Here is an 18,974-nt window from a genome sequence, read left to right as displayed (position 1 = left end):
TGAATAGTTAAACACAAGTTTAAAACCTATGTTGGAATAATAAACTCCTGGTCCTACTATATTATATTGCTTGAGCGGAATTTATTTAAATGCAAATTATGAATTCCTTTATTCTTCAACATTTTATTTTTAATACTGTTATAAATATCTGAATAATAATGTGATATTTCAATATTAGTGCATATAAGTAGAATTTCTTATACTAACTCTTTTATCTCCATCGCTTTTCTAATGTATCTATTTTACTCACCAATGGCCTATTTATGTTGAATGAGTTCTCTCTAATATTGTAGAAAGAATCTATTCTCGTATGTAGCTAAATGAACATCATTATTTAAGATAAAACTCATCTGTTAATTCTCTATACCATTCCGATTTCTTTCCATTACAATCTTGCAAGCATTCTGTTGTTGAGTAGTATTCGCTTGGAATCTTTCCTAATTCTATTAACACCCGTTTAGGGTGTTTGTAAGGAGTGGTCTGTATAAATATTTTTTTTAAGACTGAAAATCCATTTGAAATAGCCTCAGGTTCTATAATATGATACGAATCAATAGGAAGAATTAAAGAAAAGAGTCCACTTGATGAAAGTAGTTTATAGGCTGATTTTATAAGAACATTGAAGGGGAGCGTGTCAGTGTGTCTTGCTATGGTTTTATTTTTATTTCGATTTTTCATTGAATTTTCAAAATAGGGCGGATTACATACTATAGCATCATATAGACCTTGTTTTTCAGAATAATTCTGCAACGAACAATGTTTAACGGTAATTTGTTCTGCAAATGGAGAACTTTCTACATTTCTCTTTGCTTGCATTACAGCCCTTGCATCTATTTCTATGGCATCAATATGAGAAGAAGAAAATCGTTGCGCTAGCATTAAAGCTATTAATCCAGTTCCTGTTCCAATATCAAGAATATATTTGCCTCCAGTTGCCCAACTCCCTAACAGAACACCATCAGTTCCCACTTTCATAGCACATTCATCTTGTTCTATATGGAACTGTTTAAAAGTAAAGCCCATTTATATATTTAGTTTTCGTAGTATTGTTTTATTCAGAGCCTGAAACTTCCTACCTTGTTTATTTAAATTGGAACGAATTAAATCAATATTTGAGAATAATTGCGAGAAAGAAGTTTGTATCATATTGGGCTTTCGTTTATCCTTGTGTTCTTTCGGATTAACAACAACTTTAATTCCTCGTGGTACAATCTTAATATCAACATCGTTTCCTGCCATAATCGGGTCGCCATCAAAATGTATTACGCCTTCTTTTTTTCTATGGATATGAATATGTTTTGCTTTGAATGTTTTTATCTTGGAACTTTTATTGAGTGTTTTATTGAACATCTCTATTGCTACTTGTGGTGCATCGAGTATATCAAAAGGTTCCATAATAATAATATCCAACATGCCATCGCTCATTGACGCTTGTGGTGCAATATAAGCATTATTTCCATATTGCGATGCATTTGCTACCGATACAAGGAATGCTTTGTAATGGTGAGTTCCTTCATTATCTTCAATATCGTATGTTTCGGGTTCGTATTTTAATCCCTCCTCCAATACTTTCTGAACGTATGTTATAACACCTCGTTTACCAGCTTCTGCAAATTTCATAGAAATGAAAGCATCAAATCCCATTCCACAGGTACAAAAGAATGGCATATCGTTAATTATACCATAATCTAATTTATGAATACATGCTTGATTTAATATTTGAAGACTTCCTTTTACGTTCACAGGAATATCCAAGTGCCGAGCAAGTCCATTGCCAGAGCCAACTGGAATAATTCCCAATGCAGTGTCTGTATTAATAAGTGCTTTTCCTATTTCGTTTACAGTACCATCGCCTCCAACGGCAACAACAATGGTAAACTTGTCTTTTACAGCCTGTTGTGTTAGTTTTGTAGCGTGTCCTGCATATTCTGTATATACAATCTGGTAATCGAATAAATTCTTGTCAATGCATTTATCAATTAATTCTGGAAGAGAATCCTTTTTGCCTATTCCAGACTTAGGATTTATAATGAATAGAATTTTAGCCTTCATATATCACGTTTTGTTTTCTTGCGAAGAATTAAACAACAAAATTACATATTAATTAGTATCCCATCATTGTTTTATAGTGAAAAAACTTTAATTCGTTAATCAATTAATAATTAATGCAATATTTCAGTAAAAAATTGTATCTTTGCAGCCTAAAGAAAAACGTAGCTTAGCTACACCTAATTTAAATATGGGACAGTTACAAGAAAAATACAAGAGTTACCGTGATCCGCAAAAGTTTATGAAAATGGGTGTATACCCATATTTTCGCGAAATCACAAGTAAGCAAGGCACTGAAGTAACCGATATAGATGGACATCACATATTGATGTTTGGCTCTAATGCTTATACGGGTCTAACAAACGATCCAAGAGTTATCGAAGCTGGTAAAAAGGCCTTAGACAAATATGGTTCTGGATGTGCTGGTAGCCGATTCCTGAATGGTACATTGGACTTGCATGTACAATTGGAAGAAGAACTTGCAAAGTATATGCATAAAGACGATGTTCTTTGTTTCTCTACAGGATTTTCTGTAAATTCAGGAGTTTTAGCAACAGTAGTTGGACGTGGTGATTATATTATTTGCGATGACCGTGACCACGCTAGTATTGTAGATGGACGACGCTTGAGTTTTGCTACGCAACTACATTATAAGCATAATGATATGGAAGATCTTGAGCGAGTATTACAAAAATTACCTCAAGATGCTATAAAACTTATAGTTGTTGATGGTGTATTCTCTATGGAAGGAGACCTTGCTAACCTCCCAGAGATAGTACGATTGAAACATAAGTATAATTGTTCTGTTATGGTCGATGAGGCTCATGGATTGGGCGTTTTTGGTAAGCAGGGTAGAGGAGTTTGTGATCATTTTGGTTTGACAGACGATGTTGACCTTATTATGGGAACATTCTCAAAGAGTTTGGCTTCTATTGGTGGGTTTATTGCTGCTGATAAAGATACTATAAACTTCTTACGACATACATGTAGAACTTATATTTTCTCTGCTAGTAATACACCTGCAGCAACAGCTGCTGCCTTAGAGGCTTTACATATTATTCAAGCTGAGCCAGAACGACAAGATCATTTGTGGGAAGTTACAAATTATGCATTGCAACGTTTCCGTGAAGAAGGTTTTGAGATAGGTGATACTGCTAGTCCTATAATTCCACTTTATGTACGCGATATCAATAAAACGTTTATTGTAACAAAGTTGGCTTACGATGCAGGCGTATTTATTAATCCTGTTATACCACCCGCATGTGCTCCACAAGATACACTCGTAAGATTTGCACTTATGGCAACACATACGAAAGAACAAGTTGAGCGTGGCGTTGTAATTCTAAAGCAGATTTTCCAAGATCAAGGTATTATTAAATAGTGTTGTAGAGTTATACTCGCAATTCTTCCAAATAAAAGGGCTTGTAATCGTTGTTGTTGTCGATTACAAGCCCTTTTACTTTATAACAAATATGGTGTCAGCAATAATTCGTAGATAATTGTAAGTTATCTTTTTGTTTAATATAAATCAATGGCTAGAAACCCTGAAGTTATGGCTTCAGGGCACTTCTAACAACTGATAAATTATATTTGTTTTATTTCAAGTTCTTCACAAACCATTCTGTAATTTGTCGGAAGAGATGGTTACGTGTGTTACCACCGAAAATACTATGATTGCGGTTCGTATAGAAGTTTTCTTTGAAATCTTTATCTGCTTGCACTAATGCTTCTGAATATTCGTAAGCATTCTGAATATGCACATTATCATCGGCAATACCATGACAGATGAGTAATTTAGCATTCATTTTAGATGCACGTTCGATAGGGTTTACAGCATATCCATCAGGATTTTCTTGTGGTGTACGCATATAACGCTCAGTATAAACAGTATCATACCAACGCCAATTAGTTGGTGGAGCAACAGAAACACCTGCTTTAAAGGCATTGCGTCCTTCACTTAAACTCATTAAAGTATTGAAACCACCAAAGCTCCAGCCCCATATACCAATATTATTAGCATCAACAAATGGTTGTTTTGCTATCCAAAGAGCAGCCTCAACCTGATCTTTTGATTCTAAATCACCTAATTTAAGATAAGTACATTTCTCAAATTCCGAGCCACGGGCACCAGTTCCACGTCCATCAACACAAGCGACAATAAATCCCTGCTGTGTAAGATACGATTCGTAAATGCCACCAGCACCCATTGCACCAAGTGTCCAACGATCTACAACCTGCTGACTTCCAGGACCACTGTATTGGTAAAAGATGACAGGATACTTCTTATTAGGGTCGAAATTCTTAGGCTTTACTATCCATCCATTCAGTTGAACACCTTCAGAAGTAGTGAACTTGAAGAAATCACGAGTGGGCAAATCATATTTAGCCATATCCTTTATGAGGGCATCGTTGTTGAGAACTTCTCGTACAATATGTCCTTTATTATTGTAGATAGCGTATGAATACGGAGAGTTTCTGTCGCTCCAATTATTCAGGAAGTACTTATAATCGCCAGAGAACACAGCAGAATTCCAACCATCCTTTGTTGTTAAACACGTTACTTTTCCATTCTTGTCGGCTACATATATTTCACGTTGCATTGGTGTTTTTACAGCTGCTTGAAAATAAGTTTTACCTGTAGTTTCATCAAAGCCATAGACTTCATCAACATCATACTTTCCTTTTTCTATTTGGCGAATAAATCTTCCATCAATATTATAAAGGTATAAGTGCATATGGCCATCGCGGTCAGAGGGGAAAAGTATATAATCGTTCATTACACGAATACCTCCCATAGCTTCTTCTTTAACATATTTATTTGCATTCTCTTTTATAAGCAAGTTACATTCACCTGTAGTTGGGTTTGCTTTGTAGAGGTTTAGCTCGTCTTGATGGCGGTTCATCGTATAAATAATAATACGGTCGGCGAATTTAGTAGACTTTATCCGTGGGATGTAACCATCAGAATCGAGTGGAAAATTATAAGTGATAGTATTTCCTGATTCTAATGAATAAGCGTGAACAGATACTTTCGAGTTTTCTTCTCCAGCTTTTGGATATTTGTAAGAATACAGACCTGGATAAACAGCATACTGTTTGAATGTAGGTTTCGCACCTTCAAACATTTGTAATGAATAGGTTTTAACTTTTGATTCATCGTAACGTATCCAACTTAAAGTCTTGCTATCGGCACTCCATGCCAATGCATTATTAAAACCAAATTCCTCTTCATTCACCCAATCAGGCACTCCGTTGATTATTTCATTGAACTTTCCATCGGTTGTTATTTGCTTTTCAGTAGTTCCATCGGTGATAAAGATATTATTGCTGCGTACAAATGCAATATACTTTCCATTTGGAGAGAAGGTTGGAATTTGTTGTGGACCATCTTTCGATAGTGTCTTCAGAGATTTATTCTTTACATCATATAGAAGGAAATCTGCAGTAAAGGAACGGCGATAAATTCGCTTTGTATCTGTTTGAATAAGAATAAACTGCCCATCGCCTGTAATTTCATAATCTTCTATTGACTTTAGATTGGAATCATGATACTTGGTAAAGTCGAAAAGTACACCTGTTTCTTTACCAGTAACAAAAGAGTAGGCTACTATTTTCTTTCTATCCGCAGAAATTTGCGCATAATCCGATGTTCCTCTCAATGGGTTAATACCAGAAATAGTCTTAGCTGCGAAAGCACCTTTCGTCATATCTTCCAACTTAAGAGGCTCATTCGCAAACGTATGAACAGACGTTGCTACTAACGCTGCACACATAAGAAGTATTTTTTTCATTGTATATTAAATTGATTTAGTACAGCAAAAGTACAAAAAAAGAAGTAAATTTGCAAAACAATGGAACAATACTATAATGATTTTGGTACTTGGATAAGAAAACAACTACCTTTTAGAGTGCAGAAAATTTCTATAGATGCAGGATTTACTTGTCCTAATCGAGACGGGAAAATCGGTGTTGGTGGTTGTATATTCTGTGATAATAAGAGCTTCAATCCATCTTATTGTAGTCATAGAAAGAGCATAACAGAACAGTTGGAAGATGGTAAACACTTCTTTGCGAAGAAATATCCAGATATGAAATATTTAGCTTATTTCCAAGCATATACAAATACATACGATAAAGTGGATAAGCTAAAACTGCTTTACGAAGAGGCTTTACAAGTAAAAGATGTTGTTGGTATTGTAATAGGCACACGGCCTGACTGTGTTAGCAACGAATTGTTAGATTATTTGGAAGAATTGAATAAAGAAACATTCCTTATCGTAGAATACGGTATTGAAAGTTGTAACGATGAAACTTTGCACTATATAAACCGTGGGCACAACTTTGCATGTACACGCAAAGCAATAGAAAAAACCGCGGAAAGAAATATTTATGTAGGTGGGCACGTTATAATGGGACTACCTGGTGAAGATGCTTCGGAAAGCCTGAGACAGGCTCCCATCATATCATCGTTGCCACTGACGATGCTCAAAATACACCAAATGCAGATTATAAAAGGCACGAGATTAGCGAAGATATACAAAGAAAAACCTTTTCATTTATATACTGTTGAGGAGTATATTGACCTTATCATAAAATATATAAGACTATTGAGAAGAGATTTAGTATTAGAGAGGTTTGTAACTCAGAGCCCATCAGAAATGCTGGTTGCACCGAAATGGGGACTAAAGAATTATGAATTTACTAACTTATTGAATAAAAGATTGAGAGAAGAAGGATTACAATTGAAAGTATAAATAGTTATAATGTGGTACTTTATTAAATATGATATTGCGCATAAGATGTATGATATAAACTGAAACTATCAATAAAATATACTTTATTATAAAAATGGAATTGTAGACCGCTACTCTTGTTCGTTTTATGGAGATAAATCTACGAGTAGTAAGTCAAGTTTCTTAAAAAAGGTATAGTATAATTTTTCTTACTCAATAAAAAAACGTAATTTTGCCTAATATAATATTTTTCTAAATCATTTTGGGTCTATTTGGGCTCTCTGAATTTTACTAACATGAGAAAGAACATTCTATTTTTGCTCGCAATAGTTCTATGTTGGAACAGCAGCAGCATTGCAAACTGTTTTTACAAATCGTCCAAGCGAAATGTAAAAGCGGTACAAACCCCCGAGATTAATTATTTGAATTTCTTGTATAAGTATATGGCTTTGCCAGACAAGACCGATTACAGTAAATCTTTTTATGCAGAAAATGTTGCACTATCGTTGCAGGCACGCCGTGAAATGCCGTGGGGAAGAACTGTACCCGAACGCGAGTTTAAGCACTTTGTACTACCTGTTCGTGTAAATAATGAGAATTTGGACGATAGTCGAAAAGTTTTTTATGCAGAACTGAAAGATCGAGTTAAAAATCTCTCAATGAAAGATGCTATTCTCGAAGTGAACCATTGGTGTCACGAAAAGGTAACTTATCGTCCAACTGATGGGCGCACAAGCAGTCCGTTAGCTTCAGTTTGTACAGCGTATGGCAGATGTGGCGAAGAGAGCACCTTCCTTGTTGCAGCACTCAGATCGGTTGGTATACCTGCGCGCCAAGTATATACGCCACGTTGGGCACATACCGATGATAATCATGCATGGGTTGAAGCGTGGGCAGATGGAAAGTGGTATTTCCTTGGAGCATGCGAACCAGAACCTATCTTGAATTTAGGTTGGTTTAACGAAAGTGCCTCTCGAGGTATGCTTATGCACACAAAAGTATTCGGTGATTATGATGGCCCAGAGGAAGTAATGAGCAAGACTCCGCTCTATACAGAGATAAACGTAATAAGCAATTATGCACCTACAGCTAATGTTAAAGTAGTTATTGTAGACGAGAAAGGCAAACCCGTAAAAGACGCAAAGGTTGAATTTAAACTATACAACTATGCCGAATTCTACACTGTAGCACGAAAGACGACAGACTTTAATGGTGTGGCTACGCTTACTGCTGGTAAGGGCGATATGATTGTTTGGGCATCTAAAGATGGAAAGGTTGGTATTGATAAGGTTTCGTTTGGTAAAACAAAGGAACTAAACCTTATACTAAAGCGTAACGGATTGCCTCAAACAAAGGCTTGGGATATCACACCGCCACCTGTAAGTACAGTTCTTCCGAATGTAACTGATGCGCAACGGGCTGAGAATACAAAGCGTTTGGCTTATGAAGATTCTATTCGTCAAGCATACGAAGCTACAATGAAAGATAAGTCGCGTGGCAATTATGCTACTATTCAGACTTTCTTGCGTGAGGCAAAAAATAAAGAAATGGCACAGCGCCTTTTAAATGTTATTTCGGAAAAAGATCTTCGTGATGTGCAGTTGGCAGTGTTAAAAGACCATGAAGTAGCTAAAACTGATACCTCAGAACTCTACTGTAAGTACGTAATGAATCCACGTGTAGAGATAGAATGGCTTTCTCCTTATCGTCATTTCTTAGCAAGAAAGATGGCAGGTATAAGGTCGCCACAAGCTCTTATAGATTGGTGTAAAACAAATATTGCTATCGATGAGACACACAATCCGCAACGATTGCGTATGTTGCCTATGAGTGTCTGGCGTGATAGAAAGACTGATAAATTAGGTAGAGCAATTTTCTTTGTGGCTGCTGCTCGAAGTTTAGGTTTTCCTGCTCGTATTAATGAAATTAATGGAAAACTACAATACAATGCTAACGGAGCTTGGATTGATGTGGAGTTTGATGGTAAACAGGCGGAAAAGAGTGTACCAAAGGGGACATTATTGTTAGTATACAAACCCACGAAATATAACGATAATCCTAAATACTATAGTCATTTTACCATAAGTAAAATAGAAAATGGCGTTGCACAGCTTCTTACCTATCCAGAAACAGCTACATGGAAAGACGATTTCTCTAAAGGAACGGAGCTAGAAGAGGGAACATATATGCTTATAACAGGCACGCGTATGGCAAGTGGCCAGGTTTTGGCTGAAACTCAATTATTCACGATAGAGGCAGGCAAAGATACTCGTTTAGTGTTTACTATGCGCGAAGACGACAATGCTGTACAGGTAATAGGTAGCTTTAATGCAGAAGATATATACCACGATAGGGCTACCAACAGCGACAAGAGCTTGCTGTCTACGGCAGGAAGAGGCTATTATATGGTGGGCATTGTTGCGCCGAACCAGGAGCCAACCAACCACACATTGCGCGATATCAGTACATATAAGACACAGTTTGAGAAGTGGGGTCGTAAGATGATATTCCTTTTTGAAGATGCCGATAATTTGTCTCGCTTCAACTTTAAGGAGTTCGACAATTTGCCTTCTAATGTTGTTTGGGGTACAGATATAGATAAGAAGATTGTAAGCGAAATACGTGAACAATTGAAGTTGATAAGCCCTTCGCTTCCAATTTTCATTATTTGCGATAGCTTCAATCGTGTTGTATACGTACAACAAGGTTATACTATTAATATAGGTGAACAGATTTTGAAGGTTATAGGAAAACTTTAGAAGATTATTCTATTTAATTATATAATAATAGTAAAACACCAATCTTATAGTGCTGAATACTAAGATTGGTGTTTTGTTTATATGTTTATCTTAATCCACAATATTTTGATGTAGTGATAATATTTTTTGTTTGATTATCACATATATCATTCAATAGCTTTCGTGAATTATAAAATAAAACTATAGAGATTGTTGTTCGTTATGATATCTAATTTGCAACTGACAGATATCTAAAACACAACTGACAGATATCTAAAACACAACTGATAGATATCTGAAACGAAGTAACTATATTTAATATGTTTTTTTCTGATTTTACTAGACACTTTTAAGTTATTTTCTACTGAGTCTATAATAGTACCTTAGTATAGAATATTCATATAAATATACTTAGTCCTTAACAGCATATCATTCTTAGAAGAATATTTGATATATAGTTATTTACACGTCATTAGTTTGTTCTATTTCCTGAATAATTTGTGCTACAGTTTCTACAAGAGTTTCTTTTCTGTTATATTCAGTCATACCTGATGCAGATCCATGTATCTCGTTTGTACCAGTCGCAATAAGTATCTTCTTTGCATTTTGAGGTGTTACACCTCCACCTGGCAAAATTGTTAGTCGTCCTTTAGTGTATTCTACATATTCTTTCAATGCAGATATACCTTCCTCGGCACTACGTGCTTGACCAGATGTTAAAATGCGTGTGCAGTTCAATTCTACAAGCGCATCAATAGCTCTCAAAGGTTCTCTACAAACATCGAAAGCGCGATGAAACGTGAAGGGCTTTCCTTCGCAGGCGTTAATCAGTCGATGCGTGGTTGCTATATCTATGTTATGATCTATAGTTAATGCACCACAGACTATTGCATCAGTATATGGAAGTATTTCTTTAATATCAGCTTCCATCACTTTTATTTCTTCTTCATTATAAAAGAAATCTCCTTCACGTGGTCTTATAAGTGTATGAATGGTGAGTTCTGGAAACATTTTACGTACTATTTTTATGAGACCCAACGAAGGTGTTAGTCCGTCAAGCGATAGAGCAGAGCATAGCTCTATACGTTTAGCACCCCCTGTTACAGCATTTATAACACTTTGTAAGCTACCTGTACAAACTTCTAATATCGGCATAGTTCTTATTTCTCTAATTCTACAACATAATCAACAATGCCCTTATGATTACCAATATTAATATTAAGGACCTTAGTTTTCTTATTATAATTATACGGAAGAGGCTTGTGCGAAAGGAAATCGATAATGTATTTGGGTTTTATTGGTATTGTGAAAGATATGGTTTCTGCATCTTGCTTTAGCACGTGTAAATAAGTTTTCTTACCCTTTGATGTACTTACACCCCAAGTACATTCAGGCACATTGCCTGCCATTGTTTCATAGATACTAGCTCCGTACTTTTGCATCCATTTTCCAATACCTTGTAGACGGTCGAGTGTAAGGGCAGGAAGTTCACCGTTTGGTTGTGGGCCAATATTGAGTAAAAGATTACTTCCCTTAGCTGCAGAACGAACAAGGAGCTCTATTAGTTGGTTAGTTGACTTATAGTCGATATCTGAAACCTTATATCCCCACATACCATTCATAGTTTGACAAGCCTCAAGAGGTAGATGACTGATAGCCTGCCCAGACAGTCCAGCTTTATTTTCACCTGGTAAATCGCGCTCAAACATTTGGAAATCTTCACCATTTATCGGTGCTATGTGATGGTTGTTGCCGATTAAACAAGCAGGTTGAATGCTATGAATGTAACGATAGAATTCTTCCATACGCCAATCGAAGGGGATACTATCGCTATCGTGATCCCAGTAGCCATCTAACCAAATCGCACCAACTTTTCCATAATTATGGAGCAATTCACTTATTTGTCCTTTCATAAAGTTAAAATAAGAATCATAGTTGGGCTTCAAGTTTCTGCCAGTATAAAGTCCAGTTCTACCGATAGGATAATCCTCTCTTATCCAATCGAGTATGGAATAGTATATGTGTAAGTCTATATTCTGTTGATGACAGGCATTTGCAAGTTCCTTTAAAACATCTCGTTTAAAAGGAGTTGCATCAACTATATTATAGTTACTTTCCTTTGTTTTAAACATAGAAAAGCTGTCATGGTGGCGTGAAGTGAAGGTAATATACTTAGCACCTGAATCCTTAATAGCCTTTATCCATGCGTTAGCATCGAAATAAGATGGATAAAAAGCTGATGCAGCTTTGGCATATTCATCTTTATTTATCTTGTTGTTTAAATACCATTCGCCTTGCGCAAATGTACTATAGATGCCCCAATGTAAAAATATTCCGAAACGAAAGCCTTCAAATCGTTTACGTGCAGCTATATTTTCAGCAGTAGGAACATATTCTTTATGGAAACTTTGAGATATTTTCATCTGGTTGTTCCTCACTTGTTCTTGGCCTTTTATTTGTATAATGTTAGGTATTGTTAGCGCAAAAGCCAATAGAGATGTAGTAATTAGTCTTTTCATTTCTATTTATTATTTTTGTGCAAATATACTTAAAATGTTTTGAACAGATAACATATTTATGATTCTTTCTACTTATGAGGTAATACATTTGTGTTGAATATTTCAAAAAATAGGGAAAAACCTATTTTAGGTTAGGGAAAATCCGTATATTTGCACATAGAGATGTAGTATTTTTGCATCTGTTGAAGTAAGAGAAAGAAAAACAAATAAAATGGAGATGATAATATGAAAAAGTTAGTTCTATTTTCAATTATGGCTCTTTTTCTGCCTACTACATTATTGGCACAAGATGATGTATATTTCACACCATCGAAGGAGTCTATTCGTGAATATAAGGCGGAAAAAGCTGCTCGACGAAATACTTATTATAGCGGTATAAATAAGTCAGATAACGAATATAACCGCAGAGAAACTTTAGATAAAGTTTATAAAAAGATAGGTAGAGACTCATTAGGTAATGACATCGTGCAGATAAAAAATATTGATGGAACCTCCCAAATAGATACAATTTATCAGTTCGATCGTTACTTCGATACTGACGACAGTGACTTTGCGTATAGTCGTCGTATGGGGCGCTTCGATGATTTCTACGGTTATTACGATCCTTGGTTCTATGGATATACTAGTTTTGGTTTCCGTTCTGCATTCGGCTATTGGAATCCTTGGTATATAGGTTATTATGATCCATTCTTTATTGATTACTATTATCCATGGGGATTTTATGGTTATCGTAATAGTTGGTATGACCCATGGGGTTATGGCTACTATGGTTGGGGTTATCCATACTATTATTATGGCTACGCTAGACCGGTATTTGGATATAGCTATACAACGGGACATTCTGGTACAGCTAATCATTGGAATGGACAAGGAGGACGCTTCGGAAGCTATAGTACAGTTTACACTAATCAGATGAACAATGCAGGTTCAACTCGTTCATTCGGCAGTATGGGTGCGCGTAGTGGACAATTTGGAAGATTAAATAGTCGAACTGTTATTGAAAGAGATAATTCTTCTTATAACAGAGGTGGTAATTTTGGTAACTCTTCTCGAAACAGAAACTTTGAAAGCACTGTCAGACGGGATTCATATAGCCGCGATAATTCGTTTAATATAGAACGTAGTAGACCACAGACATACGAATCACGTCCAGCTAATACATTCGGTGGAGGTAACTTTGGTGGCTCTCGTTCTGGTGGAACCTTTGGTGGGGGAAGTTTTGGTGGTTCTCGTTCTGGTGGAGGAAGCTTTGGCGGGCACCGATAAAAGTGTTTTTTATTGTAAAGAGTTTGTTAAAAAGTAGATAACAAAAAGAAAGTTATGAAGATACAGTATTATTTGCTTGCTGCGACATTATTTTCATTGCCTGTAGCAGCTCAAGAGACATACGAAAATGCAAATCTAACGAGTACAGACCTTAATGGTACAGCGCGTTATGTAGGAATGGGTGGAGCTATGGAGGCTCTTGGTGCAGATGTTTCTACAATAGGTAGTAATCCTGCTGGTATTGGTTTATTCCGTAGAAGTCAGTTATCTGTAAGTGGTGGACTACTTATGCAAAGTAATGGAAAGGAGTATGGTGATGGAAAAAAGACTAATGCTAGTTTCGATCAAATAGGTTTTGTATATACCACACGTGCTTCTCGTGGTTCTAATCTTAACTTTGGCTTTAATTACACTAAAGGAAAGAACTTCGATTTCTTGTTAAATGCAAGTGGAAAGTTAGGTAATGGTTCTCAAAACAATCAGTCTTACTTAAAACATGTGCTTGGTTCAGAAAACTATGGAGGTTTTGATGTGCGTAAAAAAGATGATGCATATATCGGCTTTGCCTCTCCACAAGCTAATTTTGTATCATGGACATGGAATCAATTAGACTATTTGTACTTTAATACATTGTTGCCTGATGCTACTACTGCAGGCAAGTTCAATAATTATTTAGCTGATTCTTATACCTTTGATAAGGCAAGTACAGGCTATGTAGGTAACTATGATTTCAATATTAGTGGTAGCATCCAAGACCAATTCTACCTTGGTTTAACATTTGGATTGAAGGACGTACATTATGATTCAGAAAGTAGATACAATGAAAGGTTATCTAATGGAGTAGGAGACGTTAGTGTTTTAGATATTCGCCGTATAACTGGTACAGGATTCGATATTACTGCCGGTATTATTGTTAGACCTATTGCAAGTTCTCCTTTCCGCATTGGTGCTTATGTTAAAACACCGACTTGGTACGATTTAACAACGTCAAACGTTACTCGTATTGATAGGAATACTAACACCGGTGGTAAGAATGACTGGGGAGAAGTGCCTAATAGTTATGATTATAAGCTATGGACTCCTTGGAAGTTCGGCCTTTCTTTGGGTCATACAGTGGGTAATTATCTAGCATTAGGCTTAACATACGAATTCGAGGATCATTCTACGCTCGACTCTCGCATAAACGATGGTGGCTATTATAACGATTATTATGGAACCTATTATGAGACTTCTTCTGCTGATAAGTCGATGAATAAGCATACCAAACAAGCTCTTAAAGGTGTTAGTACTTTGAAGATGGGTGCTGAATACAAGCCCACAAGCAACTTAGCTTTACGTTTAGGTTATAACTATATAAGCCCGAAATATAATAAAGATGCACAAAAGGACCCTACTATTGTATCTCCAGGAAGTGCTTATTCTTCATCAACAGATTTTGTAAATTGGGATTCTACCAATAGATTTACATTTGGTATTGGCTATCAAATAAACAAATTTAATGTTGATTTAGCATATCAATATAGTATGCAAAAGGGTACTTTCTATCCATTCTCTACAATGAATTTTTCCATCCACGACACTGCAACAGGCAACACTACATCATATTCAAATCAGGCAGTAGGAGCAAAGGTGGATAATAATAGAGGGCAACTCTTATTAACAGTGGGCTACCGACTCTAAGATTAGTAAACTATAAATAAGTACCATTACAATATAAAATAAAGAAACACGGTAAGCAAAATATGTTTACCGTGTTTCTTTATTTTGGTTCTACTGTAATTAGTGTGAGTTAACATATGTCTAGCCCACCATAGAAGAATAGAATCGCTATCCGATAGCGTTCGGCAGTACCATATCCTCTGCCGATGGTTTTGATTTCTTGAATCGATCCGTTGGTTCTCTCAGCTTTGCCGTTGTTGGCGCCAGTAACCATGACTCTAATGATGCCTTTGAGGTGTCTCTTGAACATAAAGACAACACCGTTGATCTCTTCAATGTTGTACAGCAAGACATCTGCCATCCAGTCTCCCAACATACCATAAGCCTCCACATCTCTATGATAGTTAAGGCGAAGGAGATCACGAAAGAGTTCTTTGACTTTCCAAGCTTGCGAGACCTGATACTCGGCATTCTCCAGCATATCAAATCTCCGACGGTCGTTGGGAGTGTATTTGGACTTGTCCTTGAGCCAAAGATACTTGTACTGCGCAGTTCCTTGATCTCCTTAACCTCACGCTTGCGCACCTTGTCGACGGCATCGTTCAAATAGGTAACGCAGTGGTACAAGTCATGACAGTGGCTGGCATTGGGGAAATACTTCACAGCGCCATCAATGAAAGGCTCCCACATGTCTGTACATACCGTTTCAACCGAATTGCGCTGTTTCTCTGTGAGCGCTTTAGTGCACAGATTATCAATGCTTTTGGCGCTTCGGCCTGCTTCTACTTCGATAACATGACCGGTATCTCCATCATAGAGCATGCTGACATACTCATGACCACGGCGGATAGACTTCTCATCTATGCACACATGCTTGTAGATACGAGTCTTGTCACGCTTATCCAAACCTCGTTCAACGGCGCGAAGCATAACGCCATGTACCTGCTCGAAAGTAAGGCTGAGAAGACGTGCAGTCTTTGTCTGATTTTTGGTGGAGAGGAGCGTTTCTATCGTTTTTTTTCATCAGCCAAGACAGCCGGGAGTTTGGTAATGCCCAGGGGACAGCGACACTCTTGACCTCTTCGCCATCATGGTAACGAGGAATACGAGCCTCAAGGATGGTCTTGTACTGTGCCACATATCTAAATGCCGCCAACTCCGTTTATGACGGAAGTCAAATATAGGGAATTCTTTCTTTTCAACCTTGATGGTGTCATAGCGATATTTGAGCATGATATGTATCTCTTCGGTGGAGTCATCACAGGTCACATTCTCAATCTCCCAATCATTGTTGTTGTGGAGCAGCAGCTTGGATAATATATCTTCGGTTGTCATCATACTGACTACAAAGATACGAATTTCGTGCCGCTTAATGCGGGATACGGTATGTTAATTCACACTAAATCCCGCAGAACCAGAAATATAAAATAAAAAGCACCAAATGATTACTCAAATGGTGCTGTCTTTTCTTTTGAAGCAATAATAAGTATTGTTTTACTTTATTTTATTAAAAGCGAATTTATCTTCTATTAATGACTTTCCATTATTGGATATTTTCAAGGAACGATTCCCTAAAACGGAAGATTTAAATTTTACAATACCATTGTTATATGTATAAGTAACAGTCTCATCTCTCATTTTACATTCTTCGAGCATATTTCTGTAAGCACTCTCAAAGGTTGATGAATATGCATCACCTCCAATATAGGCAGTAATTTTATTTTTCTTCATAATAGGTCTAATGTATACCTTTACTTTTGTAGCAGAAATAAATTGTAGATTAAATGAAAGTTTTAAGGAGAAAGCCTCATTATCAAAACATGCTAATTTGGGATCTGTTTCTGAGCCAAACATAAATTGGAATGTGTGACCTACTAATGTCGTATTTGTTTTCGGACGCTGATAATTTGAATTACTCAATGTTATGAACTGAGAAGATGAATGTGTGATCATTTCTTCTATATTTGATGCTTTGGAGTACCCCCTTGTTCTCGTTTCACAAATAGCATTGTAGTTGCATAATAACAATAAGCTTAAAAAAATAATAGTACGTTTCTTGAAAGATTTGTTCATAATGATATTTTTATGTTTTAGAAATAGTTTTCTGAAGTACTGTTCTTTGTTTTAGACTCAGTCGTTGTTTTCCTTAATAGTATCTTTTGTATTCTTGAATACTTTACTATGGAGTCTTAAATCTTTAGCAAGTTTCTTTGCCATTGGACCAAATGTTGCGTAGGACAGCCCACCTGATACCAATCCACCTATAACTGGGAGAGCTTTTGAAACCGATTTAGCCAATAATTGCTTTGACATACGTATACCAATCCATTTTGATATTTGTTTTATAAGCATATACCATGCAGCGTGACCAAATGTTATAACAGGAATTCTTTTTGCAACCTGTATAGCTATTTTTTTTGTCATATCGGCTAAAACTTTTGAAGCTGCATTTACCCCAAACATTACTCCGATCATTGGAGTTATTATATTTAGACTGTTTGGGTTTAATTCTCCATCTTTTTGAAAATCTGGGTAGCCATATAGATAAGCTAACTTTTGACAAAGATTTATATAAAACCCATAATATTGTGCTAAATCTGCGATGCCTAGTCCTGTCGCGGCAATAGGATTTCCTGGGATACCAGTTAAAGTTGAGATAATAGAAACCTTGTATCGTGATGTGGATATCACATTATCTGCGACAGCATCTATTAATTCTAAGTCTAATACAGTACGTGGATTTTCTTTGATGATTTGTTCCAATTCTTGTTCTGTGCAAAAATCGGAGAAAACGTTGTTTAGAAACTCTTCTCTGTTAACTTTCATACTAGGGTTTTGCATAGATAGACTCAGTACTTTATTGTATAAGTCTACTCCTGTTGTTTTTCCATAAGAAATACTTTTAATGTATAATTAATAGTCGAAAATATTATTATAGGTTTTAATATACTAGATACATTTTTAAAATGTAAATAGTTGTCTAATAGTACACAGACTGTTTCCCAGAAATATGTGTTTCTAAATTAAATTTTAAAATGAAAAAGCGTGGGAACTATTGAATGTTATTCTACACGAAGCTCTGGACTGCTTTTCACCGAATAACAAACAATAGCCCACGCATTGAGGTATATCATTCCCTTTGGAAAAGGGTACAATAATCCCAAGCATGAGCGTATTGCCGCCATCCTCGGTGAATGTAATTGTCCAGATTACGTGCAGAAGATGATTTCAAACGCTCTTTTAAAAGATAGAACTCTTTATAGTGTACACTTTTATATAGGTACACTGGAATTCGGATACAAAGATAGATAATTTTTCTTATAAAATGTTTTATTCCTTCAAGAAAATACATTCTTAGTGAAATTATTTGTATCTGCTTTTTATCATTATATCAATATCTTGTTATTTTGAGATGTTTATATGTGAATAACACCACATTTAGTTTAAATGTATGTTGCTGTCACTTTTAACATTTGTCGTATTTTATTGACGATAAAAGGGTTATGAGTATATAAGATGTGACAGATATGACAGGAAAAATAGTTTTACCTAAAAGTTGATATAGTGATGTTTAGTTTATAGAGGGCAATAGAAGACTCTAAATGAAAGGATGAGGGCTAATATTAACAGTGTTTTGTTAGTATATAGTTGGTTCTTCCGTTAAATGCGTAGACGCCTATCATGCAATGCATATAGCCTTAATGTGAAGTATTCCTCATTTCTGAATCCATATATCTGTCTTTTCAGAACCTTTATTTTATTGTTAATGCCTTCAATAGTTCCATTTGTTATATAATGGTCATACCATGCTAATATGTATGTCTTGTATGCTCTAATAGTTGAAGCCATTTTCACCAATGGCTGTATTTTAGATTCTATAGCTTGCTTTACCCATTCATCCAACACAGCTTTAGCTTTTTGCTTAGTACACTGATTCCATATTTCCTTAAGATCTTCTTTGAGATAATAGGCAATCATCAGCGGACGGTTTAGGCTCAAGACATTCTCCT

Annotated in this window: 13 protein-coding genes and 1 pseudogene; 5 read left to right on the top strand and 9 right to left on the bottom strand. The window is 36.1% G+C overall.

Features of this window, described 5'->3' with window-relative positions:
- Positions 1-330: 330 nt before the first annotated feature.
- Together HMPREF9144_RS05925 and HMPREF9144_RS05920 are read right to left on the bottom strand one after the other, a co-directional pair.
- The gene (locus HMPREF9144_RS05925) at positions 331-1,023 is read right to left on the bottom strand and encodes a tRNA1(Val) (adenine(37)-N6)-methyltransferase (protein WP_006045007.1); all 693 of its coding nucleotides are present in this window, start codon (positions 1,021-1,023) and stop codon (positions 331-333) included.
- Complete coding sequence (locus tag HMPREF9144_RS05920; RefSeq protein ID WP_006045006.1) at positions 1,024-2,052, bottom strand: diacylglycerol/lipid kinase family protein; 1,029 nt, start codon at positions 2,050-2,052, stop codon at positions 1,024-1,026.
- Between the two features lie 187 nt (positions 2,053-2,239).
- Between HMPREF9144_RS05920 and spt the strand changes: the two genes are divergently transcribed.
- Positions 2,240-3,430, top strand: coding sequence for a serine palmitoyltransferase (spt, locus tag HMPREF9144_RS05915; protein ID WP_040595602.1), 1,191 nt, complete (start codon positions 2,240-2,242; stop codon positions 3,428-3,430).
- Between the two features lie 214 nt (positions 3,431-3,644).
- Here spt and HMPREF9144_RS05910 read toward each other — a convergent pair whose 3' ends face one another.
- Positions 3,645-5,840 (bottom strand): S9 family peptidase, encoded by a 2,196-nt coding sequence (locus tag HMPREF9144_RS05910; RefSeq protein ID WP_006045004.1) that lies wholly within the window; start codon positions 5,838-5,840, stop codon positions 3,645-3,647.
- Positions 5,841-5,900: 60 nt separating this feature from the next.
- Between HMPREF9144_RS05910 and mnmL the strand changes: the two genes are divergently transcribed.
- Together mnmL and HMPREF9144_RS05900 are read left to right on the top strand one after the other, a co-directional pair.
- Entirely contained in the window at positions 5,901-6,803 is a 903-nt protein-coding gene (gene mnmL / locus HMPREF9144_RS05905) for a tRNA modification radical SAM protein MnmL/YtqA (RefSeq protein ID WP_006045003.1), read from the top strand.
- Between the two features lie 275 nt (positions 6,804-7,078).
- Positions 7,079-9,541 carry a transglutaminase family protein gene (locus tag HMPREF9144_RS05900; protein WP_006045002.1) on the top strand — a complete coding sequence of 821 codons (2,463 nt, stop codon included), beginning with the start codon at positions 7,079-7,081 and terminating at the stop codon, positions 9,539-9,541.
- 441 nt (positions 9,542-9,982) lie between these two features.
- On the opposite strand, the gene HMPREF9144_RS05895 is transcribed toward HMPREF9144_RS05900, so the two are convergent.
- Positions 9,983-10,675, bottom strand: a complete 693-nt coding sequence (locus HMPREF9144_RS05895; protein WP_006045001.1) for a copper homeostasis protein CutC — start codon at positions 10,673-10,675, stop codon at positions 9,983-9,985.
- A gap of 5 nt (positions 10,676-10,680) precedes the next feature.
- Positions 10,681-12,039, bottom strand: coding sequence for an alpha-L-fucosidase (locus HMPREF9144_RS05890; protein WP_006045000.1), 1,359 nt, complete (start codon positions 12,037-12,039; stop codon positions 10,681-10,683).
- 225 nt (positions 12,040-12,264) lie between these two features.
- Between HMPREF9144_RS05890 and HMPREF9144_RS05885 the strand changes: the two genes are divergently transcribed.
- On the top strand, positions 12,265-13,305 hold the full coding sequence (locus tag HMPREF9144_RS05885; protein ID WP_006044999.1) for a hypothetical protein: 1,041 nt from the start codon (positions 12,265-12,267) through the stop codon (positions 13,303-13,305).
- Between the two features lie 54 nt (positions 13,306-13,359).
- Entirely contained in the window at positions 13,360-14,985 is a 1,626-nt protein-coding gene (locus HMPREF9144_RS05880; RefSeq protein WP_006044998.1) for a hypothetical protein, read from the top strand.
- 109 nt (positions 14,986-15,094) lie between these two features.
- Here the strand turns inward: HMPREF9144_RS05880 and HMPREF9144_RS12880 are convergent.
- The 4 genes and pseudogenes from HMPREF9144_RS12880 to HMPREF9144_RS05855 form a co-directional block, all read right to left on the bottom strand.
- Positions 15,095-15,786: pseudogene (locus tag HMPREF9144_RS12880) on the bottom strand (ISL3 family transposase).
- Positions 15,787-16,458: 672 nt separating this feature from the next.
- Complete coding sequence (locus HMPREF9144_RS13260) at positions 16,459-17,037, bottom strand: hypothetical protein (protein ID WP_146739280.1); 579 nt, start codon at positions 17,035-17,037, stop codon at positions 16,459-16,461.
- 57 nt (positions 17,038-17,094) lie between these two features.
- The gene (locus tag HMPREF9144_RS05860) at positions 17,095-17,790 is read right to left on the bottom strand and encodes a hypothetical protein (RefSeq protein WP_040595400.1); all 696 of its coding nucleotides are present in this window, start codon (positions 17,788-17,790) and stop codon (positions 17,095-17,097) included.
- 834 nt (positions 17,791-18,624) lie between these two features.
- Positions 18,625-18,974, bottom strand: a 350-nt coding sequence (locus HMPREF9144_RS05855) for an ISL3 family transposase (protein ID WP_006044992.1), incomplete at its 5' end; no start/stop codon positions are given.

The organism is Prevotella pallens ATCC 700821 (assembly GCF_000220255.1).
GTDB classification, from domain to species: Bacteria; Bacteroidota; Bacteroidia; order Bacteroidales; family Bacteroidaceae; genus Prevotella; species Prevotella pallens.
The sequence above is the reverse complement of the archived record's forward strand: the minus strand, read 5'-3'. Positions and strand labels throughout refer to the sequence as shown.